Source organism: Streptomyces sp. NPDC004065 (genome assembly GCF_044903565.1).
Classification (GTDB): Bacteria; Actinomycetota; Actinomycetes; order Streptomycetales; family Streptomycetaceae; genus Streptomyces.
Genome location: NZ_JBJDQT010000006.1, coordinates 20,530 through 47,090, shown reverse-complemented (window position 1 = coordinate 47,090; position 26,561 = coordinate 20,530). Strand labels below are relative to the sequence as shown.

At 74.1% G+C, this 26,561-nt stretch carries 31 protein-coding genes; 14 read left to right on the top strand and 17 right to left on the bottom strand.

Annotation, left to right across the window (positions count from 1 at the left end; translation table 11 throughout):
* Window positions 1-258 precede the first annotated feature (258 nt).
* A complete protein-coding gene (locus ACI2LW_RS09810; protein ID WP_404730659.1) occupies window positions 259-882 on the bottom strand; it encodes a hypothetical protein in 624 nt (207 codons plus the stop codon).
* Window positions 883-1,061: 179 nt separating this feature from the next.
* On the opposite strand from ACI2LW_RS09810, the gene dtd reads away from it, so the two are divergent.
* A complete protein-coding gene (dtd, locus tag ACI2LW_RS09805) occupies window positions 1,062-1,487 on the top strand; it encodes a D-aminoacyl-tRNA deacylase (RefSeq protein WP_404730658.1) in 426 nt (141 codons plus the stop codon).
* Between the two features lie 18 nt (window positions 1,488-1,505).
* Here the strand turns inward: dtd and ACI2LW_RS09800 are convergent, their stop codons facing one another.
* From ACI2LW_RS09800 to ACI2LW_RS09775, 6 genes are all read right to left on the bottom strand, one after another.
* Window positions 1,506-2,471, bottom strand: a complete 966-nt coding sequence (locus ACI2LW_RS09800) for a YgfZ/GcvT domain-containing protein (RefSeq protein WP_404730657.1) — start codon at window positions 2,469-2,471, stop codon at window positions 1,506-1,508.
* A 10-nt stretch (window positions 2,472-2,481) separates the two neighbouring features.
* Entirely contained in the window at window positions 2,482-2,937 is a 456-nt protein-coding gene (locus tag ACI2LW_RS09795; protein WP_404730656.1) for a Fur family transcriptional regulator, read from the bottom strand.
* Between the two features lie 54 nt (window positions 2,938-2,991).
* Complete coding sequence (locus ACI2LW_RS09790; RefSeq protein WP_404730655.1) at window positions 2,992-3,567, bottom strand: FABP family protein; 576 nt, start codon at window positions 3,565-3,567, stop codon at window positions 2,992-2,994.
* Between the two features lie 250 nt (window positions 3,568-3,817).
* Entirely contained in the window at window positions 3,818-4,804 is a 987-nt protein-coding gene (locus ACI2LW_RS09785; RefSeq protein ID WP_404730654.1) for a hypothetical protein, read from the bottom strand.
* Entirely contained in the window at window positions 4,801-5,841 is a 1,041-nt protein-coding gene (locus ACI2LW_RS09780) for a hypothetical protein (RefSeq protein WP_404730653.1), read from the bottom strand. Before ACI2LW_RS09780 ends, ACI2LW_RS09785 begins: the two co-directional genes overlap by 4 nt.
* Entirely contained in the window at window positions 5,838-6,578 is a 741-nt protein-coding gene (locus ACI2LW_RS09775; protein WP_404730652.1) for a hypothetical protein, read from the bottom strand. Before ACI2LW_RS09775 ends, ACI2LW_RS09780 begins: the two co-directional genes overlap by 4 nt.
* A 183-nt stretch (window positions 6,579-6,761) precedes the next feature.
* On the opposite strand from ACI2LW_RS09775, the gene ACI2LW_RS09770 reads away from it, so the two are divergent.
* Complete coding sequence (locus ACI2LW_RS09770) at window positions 6,762-7,124, top strand: DsrE family protein (RefSeq protein ID WP_404730651.1); 363 nt, start codon at window positions 6,762-6,764, stop codon at window positions 7,122-7,124.
* A gap of 94 nt (window positions 7,125-7,218) precedes the next feature.
* On the opposite strand, the gene ACI2LW_RS09765 is transcribed toward ACI2LW_RS09770, so the two are convergent.
* The 8 genes from ACI2LW_RS09765 to ACI2LW_RS09730 all read right to left on the bottom strand — a co-directional run bounded on the left by ACI2LW_RS09765 (window position 7,219) and on the right by ACI2LW_RS09730 (window position 12,503).
* Window positions 7,219-7,476 (bottom strand): DUF3099 domain-containing protein, encoded by a 258-nt coding sequence (locus ACI2LW_RS09765; protein WP_404730650.1) that lies wholly within the window; start codon window positions 7,474-7,476, stop codon window positions 7,219-7,221.
* Window positions 7,477-7,586: 110 nt separating this feature from the next.
* A complete protein-coding gene (locus ACI2LW_RS09760; RefSeq protein ID WP_010351646.1) occupies window positions 7,587-7,874 on the bottom strand; it encodes a DUF1416 domain-containing protein in 288 nt (95 codons plus the stop codon).
* Between the two features lie 37 nt (window positions 7,875-7,911).
* The gene (locus tag ACI2LW_RS09755; RefSeq protein WP_404730649.1) at window positions 7,912-8,757 is read right to left on the bottom strand and encodes a sulfurtransferase; all 846 of its coding nucleotides are present in this window, start codon (window positions 8,755-8,757) and stop codon (window positions 7,912-7,914) included.
* Window positions 8,758-8,897: 140 nt separating this feature from the next.
* On the bottom strand, window positions 8,898-8,978 hold the full coding sequence (locus tag ACI2LW_RS09750) for an Ms5788A family Cys-rich leader peptide (RefSeq protein WP_350751515.1): 81 nt from the start codon (window positions 8,976-8,978) through the stop codon (window positions 8,898-8,900).
* 196 nt (window positions 8,979-9,174) lie between these two features.
* Window positions 9,175-9,912 carry a DUF2993 domain-containing protein gene (locus ACI2LW_RS09745; RefSeq protein WP_404730648.1) on the bottom strand — a complete coding sequence of 246 codons (738 nt, stop codon included), beginning with the start codon at window positions 9,910-9,912 and terminating at the stop codon, window positions 9,175-9,177.
* Between the two features lie 139 nt (window positions 9,913-10,051).
* Window positions 10,052-11,239: a hypothetical protein gene (locus ACI2LW_RS09740; RefSeq protein ID WP_404730647.1), complete on the bottom strand. Its 1,188-nt coding sequence runs from the start codon at window positions 11,237-11,239 to the stop codon at window positions 10,052-10,054.
* Window positions 11,240-11,242: 3 nt separating this feature from the next.
* Entirely contained in the window at window positions 11,243-11,497 is a 255-nt protein-coding gene (locus tag ACI2LW_RS09735) for a MoaD/ThiS family protein (RefSeq protein WP_398181272.1), read from the bottom strand.
* 37 nt (window positions 11,498-11,534) lie between these two features.
* Window positions 11,535-12,503, bottom strand: coding sequence for an alpha/beta hydrolase (locus ACI2LW_RS09730; protein WP_404730646.1), 969 nt, complete (start codon window positions 12,501-12,503; stop codon window positions 11,535-11,537).
* 302 nt (window positions 12,504-12,805) lie between these two features.
* Between ACI2LW_RS09730 and ACI2LW_RS09725 the strand changes: the two genes are divergently transcribed.
* From ACI2LW_RS09725 to ACI2LW_RS09680, 10 genes are all read left to right on the top strand, one after another.
* On the top strand, window positions 12,806-13,621 hold the full coding sequence (locus tag ACI2LW_RS09725; protein ID WP_404730645.1) for a response regulator transcription factor: 816 nt from the start codon (window positions 12,806-12,808) through the stop codon (window positions 13,619-13,621).
* 567 nt (window positions 13,622-14,188) lie between these two features.
* Entirely contained in the window at window positions 14,189-15,211 is a 1,023-nt protein-coding gene (locus ACI2LW_RS09720) for a LacI family DNA-binding transcriptional regulator (protein WP_404730644.1), read from the top strand.
* 168 nt (window positions 15,212-15,379) lie between these two features.
* On the top strand, window positions 15,380-16,522 hold the full coding sequence (locus ACI2LW_RS09715; RefSeq protein ID WP_404730643.1) for a S1C family serine protease: 1,143 nt from the start codon (window positions 15,380-15,382) through the stop codon (window positions 16,520-16,522).
* 92 nt (window positions 16,523-16,614) lie between these two features.
* Window positions 16,615-16,881: a hypothetical protein gene (locus ACI2LW_RS09710; RefSeq protein ID WP_404730642.1), complete on the top strand. Its 267-nt coding sequence runs from the start codon at window positions 16,615-16,617 to the stop codon at window positions 16,879-16,881.
* Between the two features lie 116 nt (window positions 16,882-16,997).
* Window positions 16,998-17,738: a response regulator transcription factor gene (locus tag ACI2LW_RS09705; protein WP_404730641.1), complete on the top strand. Its 741-nt coding sequence runs from the start codon at window positions 16,998-17,000 to the stop codon at window positions 17,736-17,738.
* Entirely contained in the window at window positions 17,735-19,201 is a 1,467-nt protein-coding gene (locus ACI2LW_RS09700) for a sensor histidine kinase (protein ID WP_404730640.1), read from the top strand. The genes ACI2LW_RS09705 and ACI2LW_RS09700 overlap by 4 nt, the downstream gene beginning before the upstream one ends.
* 55 nt (window positions 19,202-19,256) lie before the next feature.
* Window positions 19,257-20,177, top strand: a complete 921-nt coding sequence (gene mshD, locus ACI2LW_RS09695; protein WP_404730639.1) for a mycothiol synthase — start codon at window positions 19,257-19,259, stop codon at window positions 20,175-20,177.
* Between the two features lie 165 nt (window positions 20,178-20,342).
* Complete coding sequence (locus ACI2LW_RS09690) at window positions 20,343-22,715, top strand: RNA degradosome polyphosphate kinase (RefSeq protein WP_404730638.1); 2,373 nt, start codon at window positions 20,343-20,345, stop codon at window positions 22,713-22,715.
* A gap of 25 nt (window positions 22,716-22,740) precedes the next feature.
* The gene (locus ACI2LW_RS09685) at window positions 22,741-24,183 is read left to right on the top strand and encodes a CHAD domain-containing protein (RefSeq protein WP_404730637.1); all 1,443 of its coding nucleotides are present in this window, start codon (window positions 22,741-22,743) and stop codon (window positions 24,181-24,183) included.
* Between the two features lie 35 nt (window positions 24,184-24,218).
* Window positions 24,219-24,686 carry an NUDIX hydrolase gene (locus tag ACI2LW_RS09680; protein ID WP_404730636.1) on the top strand — a complete coding sequence of 156 codons (468 nt, stop codon included), beginning with the start codon at window positions 24,219-24,221 and terminating at the stop codon, window positions 24,684-24,686.
* Here ACI2LW_RS09680 and ACI2LW_RS09675 read toward each other — a convergent pair.
* Complete coding sequence (locus tag ACI2LW_RS09675; protein WP_404730635.1) at window positions 24,679-24,849, bottom strand: hypothetical protein; 171 nt, start codon at window positions 24,847-24,849, stop codon at window positions 24,679-24,681. The genes ACI2LW_RS09680 and ACI2LW_RS09675 overlap by 8 nt on opposite strands.
* A gap of 146 nt (window positions 24,850-24,995) precedes the next feature.
* Between ACI2LW_RS09675 and ACI2LW_RS09670 the strand changes: the two genes are divergently transcribed.
* Both ACI2LW_RS09670 and ACI2LW_RS09665 read left to right on the top strand, forming a co-directional pair.
* Window positions 24,996-25,877 carry a hypothetical protein gene (locus tag ACI2LW_RS09670; protein ID WP_404730634.1) on the top strand — a complete coding sequence of 294 codons (882 nt, stop codon included), beginning with the start codon at window positions 24,996-24,998 and terminating at the stop codon, window positions 25,875-25,877.
* Between the two features lie 126 nt (window positions 25,878-26,003).
* Window positions 26,004-26,198: a hypothetical protein gene (locus ACI2LW_RS09665; protein ID WP_404730633.1), complete on the top strand. Its 195-nt coding sequence runs from the start codon at window positions 26,004-26,006 to the stop codon at window positions 26,196-26,198.
* A gap of 27 nt (window positions 26,199-26,225) precedes the next feature.
* Here the strand turns inward: ACI2LW_RS09665 and ACI2LW_RS09660 are convergent, their stop codons facing one another.
* On the bottom strand, window positions 26,226-26,558 hold the full coding sequence (locus ACI2LW_RS09660) for a metal-sensitive transcriptional regulator (protein WP_404730632.1): 333 nt from the start codon (window positions 26,556-26,558) through the stop codon (window positions 26,226-26,228).
* Between the last annotated feature and the right edge of the window lie 3 nt (window positions 26,559-26,561).

The following is a 26,561-nucleotide window of genomic DNA, read 5'->3' as shown; positions in this document are numbered from 1 at the left end:
CGGAAGACCGGCCCGGAGCCCGGCGTGAGACCGGCGTGAGACCGGCCCGCAGCCCGGTGGAAACCCGGGGCCCGGCGCGGCCCGGCGGCAGAAGCCCGGCGGGGCCGGCCGGAGGCCCGGCGAGAGACCGGCCGGGCGCTCGGCGCGGCCCGGTTGCGGGAGACCGGTGGGGTCCGGCTCGGGGCCCCGGCGGGAGGCCGGCCGGGCGCCCGTCTGCCTGGGTGCCCCGCCGGGGTTCCCCGCGCCCCGCGGGGCGGGTCAGGTGAGGAGGTCGTCCACCTGGGCCTCGCCCTCGCGGTACCTGCGGGCCATCTCCGCGCTGCAGTCGTCGGCCGTGCGCTGCAGCCGCTGGCGGCTGTGGGAGACCTGCTGCTCGTACCGCACCAGCCGGCCCATCCCCGCGGCCAGTTCGCCGTCCGTGCGGGCGCCCAGGTCCGACAGTTCGACCTCGGCGAGCATCTCGGCGGCCAGCCGCCGGTACTCCTCGCCGCGCGGAGTCCCGAGCGTCACATGGCGCGCGGAGGAGCGCTGCCGGGCCGGGCCGTCCTTGAGGATCTCCGCGAGCCGCTCCACCACGGACGCCGGTGCGGTGCCGGCCCGCTCGGCGGCGTCCGGCACGGACCGCGGCCCGCGCCGGGCCAGCTCCGCGCGCAGGATGTCGATCCGGCCCTGCAGCAGCCTCCGTACATAACTCAGGTCGGCCTCGTCGCGCAGTGCCTGGCGGCGCAGCGCGCGCAGCTCGGGCAGACTCAGCAGGGTGAGGTCCGGTTCGGCCGGGTCCGCGGGCGGCGCCGGGCTGTCGGTGCGCTGCACGGGTGGCCGGTGGCCCTCCGGGCCTCCCGGGACGACCCCGGCGGCAACCCCCGTGACTGATGTGTCCATGCGTCTAACCGTCCCCTCGACCGGCGCGTACGGGAGCATCGTGCCACCCCTGGTGGCCAGAATGTGACCGAGTGCCCCCGATCGGCCCCGGATGGGGGGTTACGGAACAGAAAGAAGCACGATATGGACTTCGCCGCCCCGCCGCGGCGCGTCCCGGACCGCCGGGCATGATGGTCGGCATGCGTGCAGTGGTGCAGAGGGTGGACGGCGCGAGCGTCGTCGTGGACGGCGAGACGGTGGGGGCCATCGAGGGCGAGGGGCTGTGCGTCCTGGTCGGGGTGACCCACGAGGACACCAAGGAGAAGGCGGCGCAGCTCGCCCGCAAGCTGTGGACGATCCGCATGCTGCACGAGGAGCGCTCGTGCAGCGACACCGGCGCCCCGCTGCTGGTCATCAGCCAGTTCACGCTCTACGGCGACGCCCGCAAGGGCCGCCGTCCCACCTGGAACGCGGCGGCCCCCGGCGATGTGGCCGAGCCGCTGGTGGAGGAGGTCGTCGCCCAGCTGCGGGCGCTGGGCGCGACGGTGGCGACGGGCCGGTTCGGCGCGCGGATGCGGGTGTCGCTGACGAACGACGGCCCGTTCACCGTGCTGCTGGAGATGTGAGCGCTCCCGCCCGGCGGGCTACGGCTCGACCACGGTCTCCTGGGCGGCGGCCGTGTCCCCGGCCAGCAGCCGGGCGTCCACCGGCACGTTCCGCTTGACCAGGGCGAGCGCCACCGGGCCGAGCTCGTAGTGGCGCACGGAGGTGGTGACGAACCCGATCCTGCGGCCGTCCTGGCCGTCGTCGGCCAGGCGCAGGTCGGTGCCCGGCGCCGGGAGGTGGACGTCGCTGCCGTCGAGGTGCAGGAACACCAGGCGGCGCGGGGGCTTGCCGAGGTTCTGCACCCGGGCCACGGTCTCCTGGCCCCGGTAGCAGCCCTTCTGCAGGTGCACCGCCGTCCCGATCCAGCCCAGCTCGTGCGGGATGGTGCGGTGGTCGGTCTCGAAGCCGAGCCGAGGCCGGTGCTGCTCGACGCGCAGCGCCTCGTGGGCGAGGATCCCGGCGGGCGGCCCGGCCTGCGCGGCGTACTGCTCGAGGTCCGCGCGGGGCAGGAACAGGTCGCGGCCGTGCGCGGTCTCCCGTACGACGACCCCTTCGGGCACGTCGGCGATCGAACCCGCCGGCAGGTGCACGACGGCGAAGTCGGCCGTCCGGTCGGCGACCTCCACCCGGTAGAAGAACTTCATCGACTCCAGATAGGCGATCAGCGCCTCCTGGGTGCCCGGCTCCACATGGGCCCATACCGTCTCGCCGTCGTCGACCAGGTAGAGCGCGTGCTCGATGTGGCCGTGCGCGGACAGGATCAGCGCCTCGGTGGCCTGGCCGGCGGGCAGTTCGCTGACGTGCTGGGTGAGCAGCAGGTGCAGCCAGCCGAGCCGGTCCTCGCCGGAGACGGTGACGACACCGCGGTGCGAGAGGTCGACGAAACCGGTCCCGTCCGCGAGGGCGCGCTGCTCGCGGAACAGGTCGCCGTAGTGGGCGGCGACGCCTTCGTCCACGCCCTCGGCGGGGACGGCGCCGGGCAGGGACAGCAGGGGGCTCTTCATGAACACCAGACTACGACTCGGCGTTCGGGCGCTCGGCCGGCGGCGGTCCCCCGGCCGCGCAGTCCCCGCACCGCCCGAAGATCGCGAAGTGCTTCATGTCCGTGTCGAACCCGAACTGCTCGCGCAGCTTGGCGGTGAACTCGGCGGCCACCGACAGATCCGCCTCGATGACGCCGGTGCAGTCGCGGCACACCAGGTGGATGTGGTGGTGCCGGTCCGCCAGGTGGTACGTCGGCGCCCCGTGCCCGAGGTGGGCGTGACTGACCAGGCCCAGCTCCTCCAGGAGCTCCAGGGTCCGGTACACGGTGGAGATGTTGACCCCCGACGCGGTCTTGCGCACCTCGCCGAGGATGGCGTCGGGGGTCGCGTGCTCCAGACTGTCCACGGCTTCGAGCACGAGTTGCCGCTGCGGGGTCAGCCGGTAGCCGCGCCGCCGCAGGTCGGTCTTCCAGTCGGTGCTCACCACACGGAAAGTCTAGGACCAGTGGGGTGCGGCCCACCTGAAGACCTACTTGAAGACCTACTTGAAGAAGGCGATGCCGTCGTCGGGCAGGTCGTCGGGCAGGGCCTTGGCCCAGCGCTCGACCTCCTCGGGGGTGACGACCTTCTTCAGATGGGCGGACATGTAGGGGCGCAGCTCGACCTCGGGGGTCTGCTTCTCGCCCACCCACATCAGGTCGCTGTTGACGTAGCCGTAGAGCCGCTTGCCGCCGCTGTAGGGGCCGGAGGAAACGGTGCGGGCCACGGTGTCCGTGGCCAGGTCGATCTGCGGCTTCTGGTGGGCCAGTTCGCCGTACCAGACCTCGACGACACCGTCGTCGCGGGTCATCGTGACCTCGACCTTGCGGGCGCTGTCGATCCGCCAGAAGCCGGCCTCCGACTCCAGCGGGCGGACCTTGTTGCCCTCCTGGTCCAGCACCCAGGTGTGGGAGTGGTACTCCAGGAAGTCCCGGCCGTCGTGGGTGAAGCTGACCTCCTGGCCGAAGTTGCACTTCTCGGCGCCGGGGAAGTCGTGCACGCCCGCGCCGGCCCATTCGCCGAGCAGGAAGGCGAGGGGCACCAGGTCCTTGTGCAGGTCGGACGGGATCTCGATCATGAGCAGCTCTTCGTGGTGGCAGACGGGGAGGGCTGAGCCGGCGGGGTCAGCGCTGGCCCTGGTACAGCTTCTTCACGGTCAGGTAGGCGAAGGCGAGGACGCCGACGCAGACCAGGACCAGAAGGGTTTCGAAGAAAGTCTCCACGGGGTGCTCCTTGTCGAGCGCGGTGCGGTACGTGCGTACACAGGGCCGGGGCCCAGCTTAGTCGGCCGGGCCCCGGCCCTCTTGCCGAGGTGCGCCCTCGTCCGCTCAGCCGAGCAGCTCGCTCTGCAGCGTGACCGTCTGCTGGAACGGGACGGCGGCGACGGCGCCCTCGCGGGACTGGACGATCATGGCGAGGACGTCGCCGGCCAGCAGGTAGGCGTGCCGGACCTGCTCCTCGCCGTACGGCCGGGACTCGCCGTAGATGTAGCGGCTGACGTTCTCGACCTTCGCGGCGAGCGGGAAGGACGCGTCGAGCCGCGACACCTGGGCGCCGCGCACCGGGCGATCGGCCGTGTTCGCCCCGCCGGCCTCGTACTGCATCTGGTCGGCCACCTCCGCCGTGCCGAACTGGAGCAGGTAGACCCGGGTCCGCGTGCCGTCCTCGGTGGTCCAGCCGCGGGCCGCGATGTGCCGCAGGCCCGAGTCGGCGAACCGCTGCCCGAGCTCGGCGCGGTCCTTGCGGTCGCTGTACTCCGCCAGGAAGTCCCTGGTCGCCAGCCAGCCGTCGGAGCCGCGCAGCGCCTTGTCCTCCCTGGCTCCCCTGGGAGCGGGCAGCACGAGGGCGCGCAGATCGGCGTAGTGGGCGCCGGCCCGGTTGCCCTCGGCGAAGGGGCCCGGGCTGCCGGAGGGCAGCGGCGGCCTGGTGAGCACCGGATAGTCCCACCGGCCGTCCGGCTCGGTCGCGAGGCCCGGTACGTCCGTGCGCTCCATGCTCGTGATGCCGTACGCCGTGCCCGCGCCGAACGCCGCGAACACGGTGACGGCGGCGGTCCAGCGCAGCACGGCCCGCAGCAGACGGCGGTCCTTCCCGGGCGCCGGGGCCGGGTCCGGGGCCGGGGCCGGGGCCGGGGCCAGGGCCGGGGCGGCCACCGGGGGTTCCGGTTCCGACGTCCGCTGCGGCTCCCGGGCCTCCCGGGTCTCGGGGGTCCCCTGGACCTCCTGGGTCTCCCAGGCCTCCTGCGTCTCCTGGGCCTCGTGCTGAGCCTGCTCCCGCGTCTCCTCCTGAGCCTGCTCCTGCGTCTGCTCGGTCATACGGCCTCCCCCGGGTCCTTGATGCGGTCGAGCTGGTCGGTCAGCAGGTCCGCCACCGCCTTGGTGTCGAAGCCGGCCGGCCCCTCCGCGCTGAGGCTGACCAGGACGTCGCCCTGGTGGGCCGAGCAGATCATCCCGCTCAGGCGTTCGGCCTTCTTCTGCCTGTCGTTCTCGGGCGGCAGGAAGCACTTGGCGTCCTTGTGCCCCTTGACCGCCGGTCCCCTGCGGAAGACATGGAGGGCTTCGAGGAACTCGTTCTGCCAGGCGGCGACGGAGCGGAGCGCCTCCTTGTTGTCCATCCGGGTGAGGACGACGCTCACCGAGATCGCCTCCTCGGTGAAGGCGTCGCCGACGTCCGTCCTGAGGTAGCTGCCCATCGCCATGCCCCGGACGCGCTGCTTGTCGATCTCCCGCTCCAGCCGTTTGCGCTGGGTCCGGGGCAGGCCGCGCAGCGCCTCCTTGCGCAGGGCCACCGCCCGCTCACCGTCGAGCTGGACGCCCGACGCGAACTCGCCGAGATCCGGGCCGCGCTCCCAGCCGTGGCCGTGCGGTACCAGCGCGGCGGCCAGCCCGGTGGGCGCGGCCGGCTTCGCGTTCCGCCCGCTGTCCTCGGGGATGGCCCAGACCGGCGCACCGGGGTTCCGGTCCGCGTCGCGCACGGTGACCACGGTGTACCCCGTCCCCGCGACGACCGCGCCGGCGACCAGGACGGCACCCACGATCGCGGCGATCCGTCCGCGCCGCACCGGCTTGCGCACCGGCGCATCGGCCACGGGGGCGGGCTCGGTCGCGGCCTCGGATGCGGGGGCCGTCTCGCTGACGGCATCCGGCTCGGTGGCGGCCTCGGAGCCGGTGGCGGCCTCGGAGCCGGTGGCGGGCTCGGTGGCGGCCTTGGACGCGGTCGCCGGCCCGGGATCCGGAACAGGCTGCGCCTTGTCGCCGGGGTCGGGCCCGTTCGCGAGCCGGGGCTCGGTCCCGGGGCCGGGCCTGCTCTCGGGACCGGGCTCGTCCTCGGGCCGGTGCTCGTTCTCGCTCACAGACGCTCCATCTGCCGCTCCGCCAGATCCATGATCGTCGCCTTGGGGACCGGACTGCTGGAGTACACCCACATCTCCACGGCGATGTCCCCGCGCCAGGCGTGGGCCTCCGCGCTGTACAGGGGCAGGTAGCCGGCCTTGGTGGACGGGCGGGTGCGGACGTACGCCCTGCCCTCCTCGGTGCCGGGGACCGGCCAGCTCCTGGTGCCGCCCTCCTCGTCGAGGTAGTTCTGGGCGCCCTTGGCGTGAGCGGCGGCGGCGGTGCGCTCCTCCTGGCGGTACTGGATCAGCCGGATCTCCACGCGCGTCCGGTCGCTGGTCTCCCACCCGGTGACGGCGGCCCGGCGGAACTCGTCCTCCGCGAGAGCGCGGAAGGCGTCGGCCGGGTGCTCGAAGTACCCGGCGTAGGCGGCCACGTCCACCCAGCCGACCGAACCCTCCAGCCACTCGGGGCTCTTCGCCCCCCGCGGCTTGGACAGCAGCAGCTTGCGCAGATCGCCGTCGGTCCTGACCTTCCGGTCCTGGGCGGCGGGGAGCGGCTCGGGGGCCGGCCCCTTGGCCTGCGCCAGCGTGGCCTGGGACAACGGGGGCAGCGGGGTGGGACTGCGGTCGGCCTGGATCAGATAACCGGTGCAGGTGCCGCCGACGACGCCGAGGACGGCGGCCGTGGCGATCAGCAGGGCCGTACGGCCACGGCGCCGAGGGCGGCGGGACCGGGGTCTTTCGGAATCTTCCAAGACATCCCCCACAAAAGGTGAAGCACGCATTCCGCATGCGCGCTCCACGGGAGACCTCGGGCAACTGCACAGGGTTGTACGGGAGTTCGATCACGGGTTGATCTCGTACCGCCTCGCACGCCGCGCACACCGCGGTGCGACGCCGCCCGCGCGGCCGCAGGTCGCCGGGGATAACCTTCCGGCATGGCGAAGAAGCTCGTGATCAAGGTGACGGCGGGGGCGGACGCCCCCGAACGCTGCTCGCAGGCGTTCACGGTCGCGGCCGTGGCCGTGGCCAGCGGCGTGGAGGTCTCGCTGTGGCTGACCGGGGAGTCGTCGTGGTTCGCGCTGCCGGGCCGCGCGGCCGAGTTCGAGCTTCCGCACGCCGCTCCGCTGCCCGATCTGATCGACTCGGTGCTGGCCGCCGGCCGCATCACCCTGTGCACCCAGTGCGCGGCCCGCCGCGAGATCACGGAGAAGGACGTGATCGAGGGTGTGCGGATCGCGGGCGCGCAGGTGTTCGTGCAGGAGGCGCTGGGCGACGACACCCAGGCCCTCGTCTACTGAGCCGGCCCGCCGCTCCGGTCCGCCCCGGTACCCGGGCCCGCCGCTCCAGCCGTCCCCCGCCCGGCGCCCCGCCCCCGCCCCGAGCGGGCGGGCGTCAGTGGCGTTTCCTGCCGTCCAGTTCGTCCCACCAGTCGTCGGACTGCGGGTCGCCGGACGGGTCGTCCCACCAGCGGTCGTCGGGGCCCCGCCGGTTGGCGACCACGGCGGCGGCCGGCGGGATCACCATGGCGGCCAGGCACATGCCGACGGCCGCCGGCACCGACCAGAGGCGCACGACGCCCCACGCCAGGACGAACAGCCCGATGCAGATGCCCATCATGGTGAAGTAGAGGTGACGCCGGCGTGCGTACATGAGTCCAGGGTAGGACCGGGTCCGGCGTCGCGCGCATGCCGAAGGGCCGCACCCCAGGCGTCCAACCCGGGGGGTGCGGCCCTTCCGCGCTGCTCAGCCCGCAGGGCTGCTCAGACGGCGATCGCGACCTCGGCGAGGCCGCCCTGCTGGGCGACGACCGTGCGGTCGGCGGTGGCGCCGGGGACCAGGGCCCGGACGGTCCAGGTGCCCTCCGCCGCGTAGAACCGGAACTGGCCCGTGGCCGAGGTGGGAACCTCCGCGGTGAACTCGCCGGTCGAGTCCAGCAGCCGGACGTAGCCGGTCACCGGCTCGCCGTCGCGGGTCACCTGGCCCTGGATCGTCGTCTCACCGGGCTTGATCGTCGAGGCGTCGGGGCCGCCGGCCTTCGCTCCACACATGTGCTTCTCCAGAGGTCAGATAGGTCGGTCGGGTGGGTTACTTGCCGGCGCCGAGCTCGATCGGCACGCCCACGAGGGAGCCGTACTCGGTCCACGAGCCGTCGTAGTTCTTGACGTTCTGCACGCCGAGCAGCTCGTGCAGCACGAACCAGGTCAGCGCGGAGCGCTCACCGATGCGGCACAGGGCGATGGTGTCCTTCGCCAGGTCGACCTGCTCCGCCTCGTAGAGGGCCTTGAGCTCCTCGTCCGACTTGAAGGTGCCGTCGTCGTTGGCGTTCTTGGACCACGGGATGTTCCGGGAGGTCGGCACGTGGCCGGGGCGCTGCGACTGCTCCTGCGGCAGGTGGGCCGGGGCGAGCAGCTTGCCGGAGAACTCGTCGGGCGACCGGACGTCAACGATGTTCAGCTTGCCGATCGCGTCCACGACCTCGTCGCGGAAGGCCCGGATGGAGGTGTCCTGCGGCTTGGCCTTGTACTCCGTGCGCGGGCGCTCGGGCACGTCGTTGCCGTCGACCAGCTCACGGGCGTCCAGCTCCCACTTCTTGCGGCCGCCGTCGAGCAGCTTGACGTTCTCGTGGCCGTAGAGCTTGAAGTACCAGTAGGCGTAGGAGGCGAACCAGTTGTTGTTGCCGCCGTAGAGGATCACCGTGTGGTCGTTGGCGATGCCCTTCTCCGACAGCAGCTTCTCGAAGCCGGCCTGGTCGACGAAGTCACGGCGGACCGGGTCCTGGAGGTCCTTGGTCCAGTCGATCCGGATGGCGTTCTTGATGTGGTTCTTCTCGTACGCGGAGGTGTCCTCGTCCACCTCGACGATGGCGATGCTCGGGTCGTCCAGGTGCTCCTGGACCCAGTCGGCGTCGACCAGGACGTCGCTGCGGCTCATGCTCAATCTCCTCCGGGGCAGTTACGGCGGGGCGTGGGAGTGCTGGGGCGCGCGGACACACGGGCGGGGCCGGCGTGCGTGGCGCGCGGACGGGCCCCGGGTCGTACGGGGCCCTGCGATGCGGGAGTCCGGGCTCCCGCTCAGAAGGGGCGACAGAGCATGGCGGCAACGCGGCACAGGTCTACTGCCCGCCGCTTCGTGAGATCCGCCTGTCGCTTCATGTGCCCGATCGTAGGGAGGTACGGGCGGACATGTCACCGCCGTGTCGCATATTGAGACGCGATCGTCCACATGGGGAGACTCAAGGGCTGCCGGAGGGCCTGCCGGGCGGCTGGGCGGCGCCCCGTGGCGCCCGTGCATCTGCTCGTCGGACCCGGCGTCTCGCCAGTCGGACGTTCACCGTCCACCGGCCGTTGTCTACCCCGCCAGCCGGACGTCCGAACCCTTCACCGTGATCCGCACCCCGTCCTCGGCCGCCCGCACGGAGTCCAGCCGGACGCCGCCGGGCAGCCGGTCGATCGCCTGCTGGAAGTCGGTGATGGCCCGGATGCGGCTCTCGGCGAGCCGCACACCGCCGAACGCGGGCAGCGCGTCGGCGGTCACCTCGACCTTGTCGCCCCGGACGGTGACCGAGCTGAGCACGTCGACGGGCTTGGGCAGCTTGACGCCGAGCACGGTGGCCTCGACCGCGACCTTGATCTTGCCGTTGCCCCCGTCGGACAGGCCGACCACCCGGGCGGTGACGCCGGGCCCGACCCGGGTGGGCCCGGACTTGGCCGTCCTCAGCAGCTCGTCGTAGCCGATGGTCGCCGTCCCCGTGGCCCGGGCGGCGGTGGCCGAGCTGTAGTCGCCGGAGAAGCGCACGCCCTTCATGTCGGCCTCCAGCCTGTCGATGCGGATCGTCCGCGAGCCCTGGCCGGTGGGCGCCTCGTAGTCCTTGATGCCGACCTCGACGTCGTCCAGCTCGCCGCTCGCCAGCTGGGTGAGGAACGGGAAGCCCTTGATGGACACGTCGGGGGTGCGCGCGAGGTTCTCCGTGGTGCGGAGCCGGTCGGCCGCCTGCCCCTCCGCGAAGTGCACCGCGACCCGGTCCACGACCGTGAACAGCACACCGAGGACCACGACGACGACCAGCAGTACTCGCAGCGCACGCATGCGGTGTTCCCCCACCTCGGTCCACGGGGGCCGGGTCGGCCGCCCTGCCCGCGAGCGTAACGCCGGGGAACGGGGCGGCCGGGGGATTGTCGATCACCTGTGACAGGGGCCCGCCCCGCCGGGGGCGCGCGCCGAGCGGCTACCCGAGCGCCCGTCCCAGCACCCACACCACCGGCGCCGCGGCGGCCAGCGGCAGGGCGACGCCCGCCGTGAAGTGCACGAAGCGGGAGGGGTAGTCGTAGCTCGCCGCGCGGTGGCCGATCAGCGCGCACACCGCCGCGCCGGCGCCGAGCAGCGCCCCCTTGGCGCCCAGCCCGGTCATACCGCCGACCGCGATGCCCGCGCCCGCCGCCGCCAGTACCGACACGGCCACCGAGGCCGCCGTGGGCAGCGGCAGGGCACGCGCCAGGGCGGCCACCGCGACCGCGGCGGCGCCGGCCTCGACCGCGTCCGGGACGGCCGCCAGATAGCCGGTCGCCACGATCGCCAGCGCGGCCGCGGCGACGGTCGCCATCAGGCCGTACATCCGTTCGTCCGGATCGGCGTGCGAGCGCAGCTGGAGGGCCAGGGAGAGCAGCACCCACACGCCGAGGGTGCCGAGGATCGCGGCCGGCGCGTGCGCGCGGCCGGCGCCCAGCACGGCCGCGTCCGCGACGAGCGCGCCCGCGAAGCCCAGGGCGATGCCCTGCCGGGCGGGCCACATTCCGTTCAGCCGGAACCATCCCGCGGCCGTCACGGCCTGGAGCAGCACCAGGGGGACGAGCAGCGCGTAGGAGCCGAGTTCCGCCGTGCCGGCCAGCAGCAGTCCCAGCAGCGCGGTGAGCGCGGCCGGCTGCATACCGGGCTCGATGATCGGCGAGCGGCCCTCGGCGCGGGCGCGCTGGGCGTCGGTGACCCGGGTGTTGCCGCCGACGGTGGCGGGACCGTACCCGGGCTCCCCGGTGGCGGGACCGTACCCGGGCTCCCCGGCCGCGGGACCGTACCCGGGCTCCCCGGTGGCGGCCGGGGCGGAGGCCATGTCGGCGGGGGCGTGCGCCCGGGCCCGGGGGGCGGGGGCCGCCGCCGGTTCCGGCCCGCCCACCGGCGGCAGGTACGCCGTCTCGGCCGCCGCGACGGGCCGCGCGTGGGTCTGCGTCTCCCAGGTCTGGCCCTGCCACTGCTGCGTGTACTGCTGGTCGGCGTGCGGATCCTCGTACGCGCCGTACGCCGGCGGCTGCCCGCCGGGCCACTCCTGCGCCGGACAGGGGGCGTGCCCCTCGTAGGGGCCCGCGTACGCGCTGTCGTAGGAGCCGTCGTACCCGGGCTCCTCATACGGCCGGTCGGTCATCGCTCACCCTCCTGCGAACGGCGGGAGCACCTCGACCGTGCCGCCCTCGGTCAGCCGTACCGTCTCATGTCCACGCGTCCCCACGGGGTCACCGTCGATGAGGAACGAGCACCGCCGCAGGACGCGGACGAGCTCCCCGGGGTGCCGCTCGCGCGCCGCGTCGAGCGCCTCGGCGAGCGTCTCCGCCTCGTACGGCTCCTCGGCGACCCCGGCCGCGGCCTTCGCCGCCGCCCAGTAGCGCACCGTGACCTTTGCCATTCCGTCCCTCGATCGCTCGGAAGTGAACACGGCCAGGCTAGCCCGCCCGTGCGAGGGCCCAGCGCCCGATGCGGTCCAGCAACTCGTCGGCGGCGGCGTTCTCGGCGTGGCCCATGCCCGCCTCCAGCCAGAGTTCGCCGTGGTCACCGGCCGCCTCGGCCAGCATGCGGGGGTGGTCCAGGGGGAAGTAGCCGTCCCGGTCGCCGTGCACGATCAGCAGCGGGGTGGGGGCGATGCGCGGGACCGCCTCCACCGGTGAGAGGGGGACGGGGTCCCAGTCGCGGTGGTGGATGCGGGTGCGCAGTCCGTAGCGGCTCAGCAGACGGCCCTCGGGGCGCATGACCAGCCAGTGCAGCCGGCGCATGGGGGCCGTTCCCCGGTAGTACCAGCGGGCCGGCGCGCTCACGGAGACCACGGCGTCCGTGTGCGCGTCCGTCTCCGCCGCGTGCGCGTCGTCCCTGTGCGCGTCGTCGCTGTGCGCCTTTTCCCCGTGGGCGTCCTCCGCGTGCGCGTCGTCCCTGTGCACGCCCTCTGCGGGCGCCGTGCCCGCCGTGCCGGTGGCGCCGGCGCGCCGCGGGCCGTGCAGCGCCGCGTGCCGCAGGACGACCGACCCGCCCATGGAGAAGCCGACGGTCACCACGCGCTCGTGCCCGAGCCCGCGCGCCCAGGACACCGCCGCCGCCAGGTCCAGCACCTCGCGGTCGCCGACCGTCGAACGCCCGCCGGAACGCCCGTGACCGCGGAAGGAGAACGTGACCACGGCTCCGTACCGGGACAGGGCGCGCGCCACCCGGCGCACGTGCGGCTTGTCCAGGTCGCCGGTGAACCCGTGCGCGACCACGAACACCGGGGCGCTCCCGTACACAGCCGCACCCGGCTCGTACACGGCGTCGATCGCCACCCCGTCCGCCGTGCGCAGAAGCGCGCCGGCCCGTGTCCGCGGAGCCGTCTCGCACTCCGGGACGACCGCCGAACGCGTCACACGACCTGCCGAACCCGAGCTCATGTCGGCTATTCTGCTGGGAAGAGGACTCGGGCAGCGAAGCCCCCGGGTCCTTTTGTGCTTTCGGAAGCGTTGTATACGACGCGGGAAACCGCAGGTGTACGGGCCGTCGATGGCACAGCGGGTCCCAGGGGCGCGGGATTCGCACGACCGTACGAGGCAGTGCCGCAGAACGTCCTCGCAGGGACCGAGGAGGAACCGAACGCCATGGACGAGCGAACCGTGCACGAACGTATGACGACCCCGGCAGGGGAACCGCCGCTGCCCATCGGGGACCACGGGCAAGGGCCCGGGGGAGGAGCGCGATGAGTTCTCTGCTGCTCCTGACCAACGCCCTCCAGCCGTCGACGGAGGTGCTTCCCGCTCTCGGCCTGCTGCTGCACAACGTGCGCGTGGCTCCGGCGGAGGGCCCCGCGCTCGTCGACACCCCGGGCGCCGACGTCATCCTGATCGACGGGCGGCGCGATCTGCCGCAGGTGCGCAGCCTGTGCCAGCTGCTGCGCTCCACCGGGCCGGGGTGTCCGCTGATCCTCGTGGTGACCGAGGGCGGCCTGGCCGCCGTCACCGCCGACTGGGGCATCGACGACGTACTGCTGGACACCGCGGGCCCGGCGGAGGTGGAGGCCCGCCTCCGTCTGGCCATGGGCCGGCAGCAGATCGTCAACGACGACTCCCCCATGGAGATCCGCAACGGCGACCTGTCGGTGGACGAGGCCACCTACAGCGCCAAGCTCAAGGGCCGGGTGCTGGACCTGACCTTCAAGGAGTTCGAGCTCCTGAAGTACCTGGCCCAGCACCCCGGCCGCGTCTTCACCCGCGCCCAGCTGCTCCAGGAGGTCTGGGGCTACGACTACTTCGGCGGCACCCGGACCGTGGACGTGCACGTACGGCGGCTGCGGGCCAAGCTCGGACCCGAGCACGAGTCGCTGATCGGCACCGTGCGCAACGTCGGCTACCGGTTCGTCACGCCCGAGAAGGTCGAGCGCGCCGCGGACGAGGCCAAGGCCAAGGCGGCCCGGCCCAAGGCGGACGACGCCGGCGCGCAGGGCGGCTCCGCGTCCGACTCGGCGGCGGATCCCGCGTCCGCCGCCGTGCCCGCCGAGGCGCGGGCGAAGGCGTAGCCGGGCGGCGCCCAGCCCGGCCGCGGGTCCCGGCGGGCACGCCCGGGGCGCGGCGCGTGGAGACGTCACGCCACGCGTCCGGGGTGCGCGGGCAGGCGCACGAGCCCGCGTCCGCGCCCGGACGGGGCCTCGGCGCGCGGGGAACCACGGCAGCGCGCCGTGACCGCGCCGCCGCACCCGCAGTGGGCCCTGGCGGTGGGACGGGTCCGGGTGCCGGGACGGGTCCGGGGCGTTTCGCCGAGGCGGGCTCCGGGTGCCGGGGGCGGGCTTCGGGGCGCCGGGCCTGATTCCGGGACCCTGAGCCGGGTCGCGGGGCCGGGGCCGAGGCGGCCCGGGATCCGGACGCGCTCGCGTCCGGGAGCCGGACACGGCTGTCCGGGGCGCGGGACGCCGCCCGTCCGGGGCGCGGGACCGCGCGCGTCCGTAGCGCGCGACGGTGCTCGTGCCGTGCGCGGCCCGCGCACGCGCGGGCGCACATTCGAGCGCAGGTCCGCCCGCATGTCCGGGCGCCCATCCAAGTCGTGATACGCCCTGCCCGGAGCGGGTCCATCCGCGTAGACTCCGCGCGTGGCCAAGGTGACTCGGGACGATGTGGCGCGGCTGGCAGGGACCTCCACTGCCGTCGTGAGCTATGTCATCAACAACGGACCCCGGCCGGTCGCCCCGGCCACGCGCGAGCGCGTCCTCGCCGCGATCAAGGAACTGGGGTACCGGCCCGACCGGGTCGCCCAGGCGATGGCCTCGCGGCGCACGGACCTCATAGGCCTGATCGTGCCCGACGCCCGCCAGCCCTTCTTCGGCGAGATGGCGCACGCGGTCGAATGGGCCGCGGCCGAGCGCGGCAAGATGGTCCTCGTCGGCAACTCCGACTACGTCGGCGAGCGCGAGGTCCACTACCTGCGCGCCTTCCTCGGGATGCGGGTCTCCGGCCTGATCCTCGTCAGCCACGCCCTGAACGACCTGGCCGCCGCCGAGATCGACGCCTGGGACGCCCGCGTGGTGCTGCTGCACGAGCGGCCCGAGGCCATCGACGACGTGGCCGTGGTCACCGACGACCTGGGCGGCGCCCAGCTCGCCGTGCGGCATCTGCTGGAGCACGGCTACGAGTACGTCGCCTGTGTCGGCGGCACGGCCGACACCCCGGCCGTCGGCGACCCGGTCTCGGACCACGTCGAGGGCTGGCGGCGCGCGATGGCCGAGGCGGGCATCCCGACCGAGGGCCGGCTGTTCGAGGCGCCGTACAACCGCTACGACGCCTACCGCGTGGGCCTGGAGATCCTCTCCGGCCCCGACCGTCCGCCGGCGGTCTTCTGCTCCACCGACGACCAGGCCATCGGCCTGCTGCGCGCGGCGCGGGAACTCAGGATCGACGTGCCGGGCGAGCTGGCGGTGGCCGGGTTCGACGACATCAAGGAGGCGGCGCTGGCGGACCCGCCGCTGACCACGGTCGCCTCCGACCGGTCGGCGATGGCCCGGGCCGCCGTGGACCTGGTGCTGGACGACGGACTGCGGGTCGCCGGTTCGCGGCGGGAGCGGCTGAAGGTGTTCCCGTCCCGGCTGGTGGTGCGCAGGTCCTGCGGCTGCGCGTAGGCAGGCCGGGGGCCCGCCCGCCGCGGGTGACGTGGCGCCCCTGACCCCCGCCCGCGCAGCTCCTCCTCCCTGGCCCGCGCGGGTCTTTATATCGGGCATACGAGGTTCTGTCGGGCTTCTCAGCACAGCCTCAGGAAGCTTTCATGATCCCGGGACACTCTTCCTGTCATGACCGAGAGCTTCCGCCGCAGCGGCGAGTACGAGCACCCTCAGGGTGACGGGCCGGCCCCGTCCGCGTACCAGCAGCACGCCCCCGCCCCGGTGAACCCGGAGTGGCCGCCCCCGCCGGCGTACGCCCCGGCGCGGCCGGCCGCGTACGGCGGCGACCCGCTCGCCCAGGGCGCCGGTCACGGCGGCGGTCAGGACGCCGGTCACGGCGGCGGAACCGCTCACCTGCCCACCGCCGCTCCGGCCCCCGCCCCCGTGCCGCCCGCTCAGGGCAAGCGGGCCAGGGGTCCGGCCGCCCTGCTCTGCGCCGTGGCGATCGCCGCCGCGGCGGTGGGCGGCGGCACCGCGTTCGCCTTCCAGGAGCTGACCGGCAAGGACCCGGTCGCCACCGGCACCACGAGCACCAGCGTGGTGCCCGCCGGCCAGCGGGGCAGCATCGCCGCGATCGCCAAGGCGGTGAGCCCGAGCGTCGTGGAGATCACCGCGAAACTGGACAACGGCACGTCCACAGGCTCCGGTGTGATCATCTCCAGGAACGGTGAGATCGTCACCAACAACCACGTCATAGCGGGCGCCTCGTCGATCAAGGCGCGCACCAGCGACGGCACGTCGTACACCGCGAAGGTCGTGGGCACCGACAGCTCCAAGGACCTGGCCCTGATCGCGCTGGAGGGCGCCTCGGGGCTGAAGCCGGCCTCCCTGGGGACCTCCAGCGGTGTGGCGGTCGGCGACCAGGTCGTGGCCATCGGCTCCCCCGAGGGCCTGACCGGCACCGTCACCAGCGGCATCGTCTCCGCGCTCGACCGGGACGTGACCGTGTCCACCGGCGAGAGCCAGGCGCAGGGGCAGGGCGGGGACGGCCGGTGGCCGTTCCAGTTCGGCGGCCGGGAGTTCAACGGCGACACCGGGTCCTCCACCACCACCTACAAGGCGATCCAGACCGACGCGTCCCTCAACCCCGGCAACTCCGGCGGTGCGCTGATCGACGCGAACGGCAATGTCATCGGCATCAACTCGGCGATGTACTCGGCCGCCGCCGCCTCGGACTCCGCCGGCGCGGGCAGCGTCGGCCTCGGCTTCGCCATCCCGGTCGACACGGTCAAGTCCGACCTGGCCGGGCTGCGCTCCGGCGCCCGGAGCTGAGCGTTCCGGCCGTACCCGCAGGAACGAGCCCGAGGAAGCAAGCAGAAACGACCGCAGCAGCAACGCAGCAGGAACGAGGAGAGGAGCACGTCATGATCCAGCAGGTTGTGCACGAGAAGTGCGAGACCGTCGACGCGACCGCCCCCGCCGGCACCGCCCTGGCCCTGTCCGTCGCCAAGGAGCTGCACAGCCCCAAGGGACTCCACGGTCCGGCGGCGCTCCCCACCCCCGTGGAGCGCGCGCAGCACCGCGCCCCGCTGAGCGTCTGCGCCCCCGAACTGATGGGCCTGCGCACCTCCGCCGCGCGCACCCACCGCCACAAGGTGCCGCTCAAGCGGCTGACGGCCATGGCGGCGTGAGCGGCGACCCCCCGTTCCCGCAGCACACTGCACGACCCGGAAACATGCGACGCTGGCAGGGTCCCGCCACAGCCCGGGACCCGCCCGCCCCCCCAGCCCCCGAGGAACAGCGACCGATGAGCCCCGCCGACGGCGACCGTGACCGTGACCCGCAGCGCATCCTGATCGTCGACGACGAGCCGGCGGTGCGCGAAGCGCTCCAGCGCAGCCTCGCCTTCGAGGGCTACGACACCGAGGTCGCCGTGGACGGAGCGGACGCGCTGGACAAGGCGGGCGCGTACCGGCCGGACCTGGTCGTCCTCGACATCCAGATGCCGCGCATGGACGGTCTGACGGCCGCCCGCCGCATCCGCGGCACCGGCGACACCACTCCGATCCTGATGCTGACCGCCCGCGACACGGTCGGCGACCGGGTCACCGGCCTGGACGCGGGCGCGGACGACTACCTGGTCAAGCCGTTCGAGCTGGACGAGCTGTTCGCCCGGATCCGGGCGCTGCTGCGCCGCAGCTCCTACGCGGCGGCCGTGGCGGGCACCGCCCAGGAGGACGAGGCCCTCACCTTCGCCGACCTGCGCATGGACCTCGCCACCCGCGAGGTCACGCGCGGCGGCCGGCAGGTGGAGCTGACCCGCACCGAGTTCACCCTCCTGGAGATGTTCATGGCGCACCCGCGCCAGGTGCTCACCCGGGAGCAGATCCTGAAGGCGGTCTGGGGCTTCGACTTCGAGCCGTCGTCGAACTCCCTGGACGTCTACGTGATGTACCTGCGCCGCAAGACCGAGGCCGGCGGCGAGCCGCGCCTGGTGCACACCGTGCGCGGGGTGGGGTACGTCCTGCGGCAGGGCGGCGCGGAGTGAGGCCGGTGGTCCGCCGGTTCCGGTCCCTGCCGATCCGCTCGCGGCTGGCGCTGCTGGTGGCGGCGGCGGTGGCGTTCGCGGTCGCGGCGGTCTCGGTGACGTGCTGGTTCATCGTCAAGGGCAAGCTGTACGACCAGATCGACGGCGATCTGAGGAAGGCCGCCGTCATCCGGGGCCCCCAGCAGAACGACATCCTGGACGCCTACAACAACTGCACCCGCACGCCGCACGACTCCCTCAGGGGCCTGCACCCCACCTACTACTCCCAGGTGGTCAAGCAGGACGGCACCGCCTGCCTCTTCGCGATGTCGGTGGGCGAGGTCGAGGTCACCCGCGCCGACCAGGAGGTGATCAGGGACGCGGCCAGCGGCCAGGGCATCATCCGCGACGGCGTGGCCGACGACGGCAGTGCCGTACGGGTGCTGACCCGCCCGGTCGTCCTCGCCGACCCGATCGCCCAGACCAGTGTGAACGCGGCGCTGCTCGTCGCGGTCCCGCTGAGGGGCACCGAGTCCACGCTCAACGACCTGGCGCTGATCCTGCTGCTGGTCTCCGGCATAGGGGTGGTGGGCGCCGGGGCCGCCGGCCTCGCGGTCGCCCGGGCCGGGCTGCGCCCCGTGGACCGGCTCACCGAGGCGGTCGAGCACGTGGCCCGCACCGAGGACCTGTCCATCCGCATCCCGGTGGAGGACGACAGCGAGGACGAGGTCGCCCGGCTGTCGCGCTCCTTCAACTCGATGACCTCGGCTCTGGCCAGCTCCCGCGACCTGCAGCAGCAGCTGATCGCGGACGCCGGCCACGAGCTGCGCACCCCGCTGACCTCGCTGCGCACCAACATCGAACTCCTCACCCGCAGCGAGGAGACCGGCCGCCCGCTGCCGGAGGCCGACCGCAAGGCGCTGATGGCCTCGGTCACGGCCCAGATGACCGAGCTGGCCGCCCTCATCGGCGACCTCCAGGAGCTGTCGCGCTCGGAGGGGCAGCGCGGCGAGCGGCTCCAGGTGATCGCCTTCCACGACACGGTGGACGCGGCGCTGCGGCGGGCCCGGCTGCGCGGCCCGGAACTGACGATCACCTCCGAGCTGGACCCCTGGTACGTGCGGGCGGAACCGTCCGCGATGGAGCGCGCGGTCGTCAACATCCTGGACAACGCGGTGAAGTTCTCTCCGGAGGGCGGCACCGTCGAGGTCGTCCTCGACCAGGGCGTCCTCACCGTCCGCGACCACGGCCCCGGCATCCCCGCCGACGAACTCCCCCACGTCTTCGACCGCTTCTGGCGCTCCCCCAGCGCCCGCGCGCTGCCCGGCTCGGGCCTCGGGCTGTCCATCGTCGCCCGCACCGTCCAGCAGGCCGGCGGGCAGGTCGCCCTGTCCCCCGCGCAGGACGGCGGCACGGTGGCGACGGTCCGCCTCCCGGGGGCGCCCACGCCCCCTCCGGGGGGACCGTACGGCACGGCCGCGTGAGCCGGCCGCCCGGCGCGACCCGGCGGCCGGCGGGCCTGCCCGTACCCTCGTACCCATGACCAGCGACGACTGCGCACCGATCGCCCGCTCGATCGAGACGTGCTCCCAGCTCTCCCCGGAACAGGCCGAGGCCGTGCACGGGCTGTTGGCGGCGGCCGCCCGTGTCGACGGCCGGCAGGCGGTCTCGGAACAGGGACGGCTGCGGCTGCGGGGCGGGCCCCGTCCGGGCGTGTCCCATCTGCTGCTCCGGGTGGACGGCGAACTCGCCGGGTACGCGCAGCTGGAGGACACCGACCCGGTGGAGGCGCCGGCGGCCGAGCTGGTCGTGCACCCGGCGCACCGGGGGCGCGGGCACGGGCGGGCGCTGGGCACCGCGCTGCTGGCCGCCTCCGGGAAGCGGCTGCGGGTGTGGGCGCACGGCGGGCACTCCGCCGCCCGGCACCTCGCGCAGGTCCTCGGGCTCACCCTCTTCCGCGAACTGCGGCAGATGCGGCGTCCGTTGACCGACTCCGGCCTGCCCGAGCCGGTGCTCCCGCCGGATGTGACGGTACGGACCTTCGTACCGGGCGAGGACGACGCCGCGTGGCTCGCGGTGAACGCCGAGGCGTTCGCCCACCACCCCGAGCAGGGCTCCCTCACCCAGCGGGACCTCGACGACCGCAAGGCCGAACCGTGGTTCGACCCGCACGGCTTCTTCCTCGCCGAGCGCGACGGCCGCCTGATCGGCTTCCACTGGACCAAGGTGCACCGGGAGGAGCGGCTCGGCGAGGTGTACGTCCTCGGGGTGCGGCCCGGCGCGCAGGGCGGCGGCCTGGGCAGGGCGCTCACCCTGATCGGGCTGCGGCACCTGGCCGGGCAGGGCCTGCCCACGGCGATGCTGTACGTCGACGCCGACAACAAGGCGGCGGTGTCGGTCTACGAACGGCTGGGCTTCACGACGTACGAGACGGACCTGATGTACCGCACGGAGACCTGACCGGGCGGCGACCGCGGCTGCGGGCCGACGCTCATTCGCGCCCGTGGGGAGGCCCGCCCGTGGGGAGGCCCGCCCGGGGGCCCGCCCCCCGCGGGCCGCGCCCCGGTGTCCCGTACGTCATGTCGCCGTAACCGGTGATTCAGAAGGGCTTGCGACGCTCGGCGAATGACGCCCGCCGTGCCCGAGCCCTCGCCGCCCCACCGGGGAATCGCCGCCGTGCTCCCGGCCGCGCAGCCGCCCACGGTGCCGCGCGCGCTTTCCGACGCGCCTGTCCCGCGCCTCACGCGGAAGAATGGGTTCATGAGCCAGCCAGACACCCAGGCACAGGTAGAAGTCCAGCGCGTGCAGCCCTCCGTGGGCTCCATAGCCGCCCACCGTCCGCACACCGTGGCGGCCACCGTCTCCGACCTGGAGCCCGACATCGACGCCGACCTCGACGGCTACGAGGAGTCACCGGTCGAGGGCGAGCAGTTGCCGCAGGGACGGTTCCTCGACCGGGAGCGCAGTTGGCTCGCGTTCAACGAGCGCGTCCTGGAACTCGCCGAGGACCCGAACACGCCCCTGCTGGAGCGGGCCAACTTCCTCGCGATCTTCGCCAGCAACCTGGACGAGTTCTTCATGGTCCGGGTCGCCGGACTGAAGCGCCGTATCGCCACGGGCGTCGCCACCCGGTCCGCCTCCGGCCTCCAGCCGCGCGAGGTCCTCGAGATGATCTGGGCCCGCTCGCGCGAGCTCATGGCCCGGCACGCCGCCTGCTACCACGAGGACGTCGCCCCCGCCCTCGCGGACGAGGGCATCCACCTGGTGCGCTGGAGCGAGCTGACGGAGAAGGAGCAGGCCGGGCTGTTCACGCTGTTCCGGCACCGCATCTTCCCGGTGCTCACCCCGCTGGCCGTCGACCCCGCGCACCCCTTCCCGTACATCTCCGGCCTGTCCCTGAACCTGGCCGTCGTCGTGCGCAACCCGGTCACCGGCCACCGCCACTTCGCCCGGGTCAAGGTGCCGCCGCTGCTGTCGCGGTTCCTGGAGAGCTCCCCGGGCCGCTACGTGCCCGTCGAGGACGTGATCGCCGCCCACCTCGAGGAGCTCTTCCCGGGCATGGAGGTCCTCGAGCACCACGCCTTCCGGCTCACCCGCAACGAGGACCTGGAGGTCGAGGAGGACGACGCCGAGAACCTCCTGCAGGCGCTGGAGAAGGAGCTCATGCGGCGCCGCTTCGGGCCGCCGGTGCGCCTGGAGGTCGAGGAGTCCATCGACCGGGAGGTGCTCGACCTGCTGGTACGGGAGCTGAAGATCAGCGAGGCCGAGGTCTACCCGCTGCCCGGCCCCCTGGACCTCACCGGCCTCTTCCGCATCCACAGCCTGGACCGGCCGGAGCTGAAGTACCCCAAGTTCGTCGCCGGCACCCACCGGGACCTGGCGGAGGTGGAGTCCGCCTCCGCTCCCGACATCTTCGCCGCGCTGCGCAGCCGCGACGTGCTGCTGCACCACCCCTACGACTCCTTCTCCACCTCCGTGCAGGCCTTCCTGGAGCAGGCCGCCGCCGACCCGGACGTCCTCGCGATCAAGCAGACCCTGTACCGGACCTCCGGCGACTCCCCCATCGTGGACGCGCTGATCGACGCCGCCGAGTCCGGCAAGCAGGTCCTGGTGCTGGTGGAGATCAAGGCACGGTTCGACGAGCACGCCAACATCAAGTGGGCGCGCAAGCTGGAGGAGTCGGGCTGCCACGTCGTGTACGGCCTGGTCGGTCTGAAGACCCACTGCAAGCTGTCGCTGGTGGTCCGTCAGGAGGGCGACACCCTGCGGCGCTACAGCCACGTCGGCACCGGCAACTACCACCCGAAGACGGCCCGCCTGTACGAGGACCTGGGCCTGCTGACCGCCGACCCGCAGGTCGGCGCGGACCTGTCCGACCTGTTCAACCGGCTCTCCGGCTACTCCCGCCGGGAGACCTACCGCCGTCTGCTCGTCGCCCCCAAGTCCCTGCGGGACGGCCTGATCGCGCGGATCAACAAGGAGGCCCAGCACCACCGCGCGGGACGGCCCGCGTTCATCCGGATCAAGGTCAACTCGATGGTCGACGAGGCCGTCGTCGACGCGCTGTACCGCGCCTCCCAGGCCGGGGTCCCGGTCGACGTGTGGGTGCGCGGCATCTGCGCGCTGCGGCCGGGCGTGCCGGGCCTGTCGGAGAACATCCGGGTCCGCTCGATCCTCGGCCGGTTCCTCGAGCACTCACGGGTGTTCGCCTTCGGCAACGGCGGCGAGCCCGAGGTGTGGATCGGCAGCGCCGACATGATGCACCGCAACCTCGACCGCCGTATCGAGGCGCTGGTGCGGGTCACCGACCCGGGCCACCGCGCCTCCCTCAACCGGCTGCTGGAGACCGGCATGTCCGACACCACCGCCTCCTGGCACCTGGGACCGGACGGCGAGTGGACCCGGCACGCGACGGACGCCGACGGCCACCCCCTGCGCAACATCCAGGAGATGCTCATAGACGCCCGGAGGCGCCGGCGTGGCCCGGCCGCACCCTGACCCGGCGGACCCCGCGGCCGGCCCCGTGCCCGCCGACGCCCTCGCCGCCCATCTGCGGGCGCAGGCGACGGAGTTCCTCCGCGCGCTGCGCCTGCACCGCGAGACCGGCGGCACCGGCAACCGCAACGGCACCGGGGAGTCCGTGGACGCGGCGCGCGCCCTGCGCCGCGCGGTCCGCCGCATCAGCGGCTCCCTGCACACCTTCCGCCCGCTGCTGGACGAGCCCTGGTCGCAGGAGCTGCGTCCCGAACTGGCCTGGCTCTCCGGCACCCTGGCCCTCGAGCAGGCCTACCGGTCCCGGCTCGAGCGGCTGCTGCTCGCCCTGCACCGGCTGTCGGGCTCCACGGAGCCGACCTCCACGGAGCTGACCTCCACGGAGCTGTCCGGCGCCCGTGCCACGGCGGCCGGCCCGTCCGGCGGAACCCTGTCCGGCGGATTCCTGTCCGGCGGCTCCGGTACGGCGGCGAACGGCACCGCAGGCGCCGCGGCCGCGGGGCCCACAGGCGACCCCGCCCCACGATCCGCAGGCGCCCCCGCCCCGCAGTCCGCAGGCGCCCCCGCCACCCGATCCGCAGGCGCCCCCGCACCGCAGTCCGCAGGCGCCCCCGCCACCCGATCCGCAGGCGGCCCCGCACCGCAGTCCGCAGGCGCCCCCGCCGCCCGGCCCGCGGGCGACCGCACGCCCCTGCCCGCCGCGCTGTCCGCCACCGTGCCCGCCACCGCGGCGGCCGTCGGCGGGCGGGTGGCCGGGGCCGTGACCGCCCCACGGAACGACGGCCCCCGCACCGCCCCTGTGCCGCCCGAGCCGCCCGCCCCGGACCGCGGCCGTCCGACCGCGGGCGCGGCCCGGGCGGGCGCCCTGCTGGAGCGCCGGCTGACCCTCGCCCGGACCCGCGCCCACTCCGCCGCCCTCCAGGCGCTCGGCTCCAGCCGCTTCCACGCCCTGGCGGACAAGGTCGCCGTACTCGCCGGCGAGGTCCCCCTCGCCCCCGCCGCGGCCGCCGCCGATCTGCGCCCCCTGGCCGCGGCGGCCGAGGAGCGACTGACGGACGCCGTCGCCGCGCTGCCCCTGGCCACCGCCGGCAGCCCGTACAACGCCCAGGCGCTGGTCCACGCCCTGTCCCCGGACCCCTCCCCGCACCCGCAGGACGCGCCCTGGCACCAGGTCCGCCTGCTGCTGCGCCTGCACCGTTACGCCCGCGAGGTGCTCGACGGCGGCCCTGCCGGCGCCGGCGCCCGGCTGCGCGCCGCGAGCCGGGCCCTGGACCGGCACCGCGACGCCTCGGAGGCGGCGGCCGCCGCGGCCTCGGCGGCCCGCACCCCGCGCATCGCCCCGGCGACGGCGTACGCGCTCGGCGTGCTCCACGCGGACCAGCGGCACGAGGTGGAGGCGGCCCGGTTCGCCTTCCAGCGGTCCTGGCCGCTGCGGACGGCCGGCCCCGGCCGGGAGGACGGTGGGACGGGATGACCCCCGGGAAGGACGCTCCGGCGAAGGGAGGTGGGATGAAGGAGGCAAAGGGAGGGAAGAGCGCGAGGAGTGCGCGGGACGGCGGACCGGGCGCGGACCCGGTCGTGCGCGCCGCGGGATGCGTGCTGTGGCGGCGCTCGCCGCGGGACGGCTCGGTCGAACTCTGCCTCGTCCACCGCCCGAAGTACGACGACTGGTCCTGGCCCAAGGGCAAGCTCAAGCGCGCCGAGGACCCGCTCGCCGGCGCCCTGCGGGAGGTCGCCGAGGAGACGGGGTGCACCGCGCGGCCGGGAGCCGAGCTGAGCCCGGTGACGTACATGGTGGGCGGCCGCGCCAAGGAGGTCCGCTACTGGGCCGCCGAGGCCACCGGCTGCCGGTTCGTCCCCAACGACGAGGTGGACCGCCTGCTGTGGCTGCCCCCGGCCGCCGCCCGCCGCCGCCTGACCCAGTTCCGCGACGCCGAGCTGGTCGGTGAGCTGCTGGCGTCCCTGCGCCTCAGCTGAGCCGCGCCGCTCCCCCGCCGGGCCGCCCGGCGTGCCGCTCCGCGTCCGTGCGGGCCAGGCTGCGGGCCCGGCGCGCGGGACCGCGCCAGCCGCAGGTGCAGCGGGCCAGGCAGAAGCGGCCCTGTTCGACGGTCGTCGTGCGGTGTTCTCCCTGCTGCGCCACGCCCCTGACGCTACCCGCGCCGGGTGAACGGACGGTTGCGGGTTGCCCGGGGTCCGCCCGGTGCGCGTGACGAAGCCCCCCACTCGTCGTTGACCGGAACGACAGGGGGCCCGCGACTCAACGGACCGGCTGGGGGTAGGCGGACGATGACGGATCGGCAGCGCACGGGGCTCCGCACGGCTCGAGCGGGGTCGGCGTCCCGGCGGCGTGCGGGCGGGCCGTTGCTGGCCGCGGGCACTGCCGGACTCGTGCTCTGCGTGTGCGCCACGGGATGCTCCGGCAGCGGCGCCGCCGCCGAGGACGGACGCGCCGCCGATCCGGTGACCACCCTGCGCGAGTCCCCCGCCGCCCTGCTGCGCGCGGGCACCTCCGAGGCCCGTACGTCGATGGAGATGGCCACCGGAGGCACCCGCGTGACCATCCGGGGCGAGGGCGCGTACGACTTCCGCAGAAGGCTCGGGCAGCTGACCGTGATCCTGCCGCCCGACCCGGCCGGCGCCGACGCGCACCTGCCGATCACCGAACTCCTCGCGCCGGGAGCCCTGTTCATGAAGAACCGGGGCGCGGGCGTGCCGCCCGACAAGTGGGTGCGCGTCGACACGGCCACCCTCTCCGACGGCAATCTCGTCACCGGCGGCGCCACCGACCCGCTCGCCGCGGCCGAGGTGCTGCGCGGCACCCGTACGGCGACGTACCTGGGCCGCACCGAGGTGGCGGGCACGGCGGTGCGGCACTACCGGGGCACCGCCGACCTCGCCCTCGCGGCGCGGCACGCCTCGCCGGCCGGGGCCGCGGTGCTGCGGGCGGCGGCGAAAGGGTTCGCCACGGCCGACGTCCCGTTCGACGCCTACCTCGACGACCAGGGCCGCATCCGCAAGCTCCGGCAGCGGTTCAGCTTCGTCAACGGGCAGCACGCGGGCACGGTGGCCGTCTGCTCGACCACGCTGCTGTACGCCTTCGGCCGTCCCGTCACCGTCAGCCTGCCGCACGCCGGCGACATCTACGCCGGGCGGATCGCCGAGCGCTGAGCCACCGCCGGGGCGGGCTCCCGGTGGCACGGGGGGCCGGAAATGACCGTCGAACTAGCCCTTCCGTGCCATGCGCGGTGCGTGCGCCGCTCCCTACCCTAGGAAGCCGGTGACGGCAGGGAAGAGGTGACGCACGTGGCTCCGCTCGGCGGTACGGCAGTTCAGGACCACGTGGCCCTCGCCGAGATCGAACTGTGCGGAGAACTGATCATCGCCGCCTCGGCCGCCCGGGAGCGGCTCAGCCTGGAGAGCATCGACGAGGTGCTGAGGGTGGCCGAGGAGCGCGCCGGCGCCACCGCCGGCTCCCGCCGCGAGGGCTGACCGGCCCGTCCGCGCCGGCCCTCCGCCTCAGGTGCGCAGCAGCCGCCCGATCGCCTTCGTGGCCTCCTCGACCTTCGCGTCGATCTCGGCGCCGCCCTTGACGGCCGCGTCGGCGACGCAGTGCCGCAGATGCTCCTCCAGCAGTTGCAGCGCGAAGGACTGCAGCGCCTTGGTGGAGGCGGACACCTGCGTGAGTATGTCGATGCAGTAGACGTCCTCGTCGACCATCCGCTGCAGCCCGCGGATCTGGCCCTCGATCCGGCGCAGCCGTTTGAGGTGCTCGGCCTTCTGCTTGTGGTAACCGTGCGTGACGTGCTCCTGCGCCCCGTGCCCGGGAGCGCCGGCCTCGGTGGTCGTCATCGC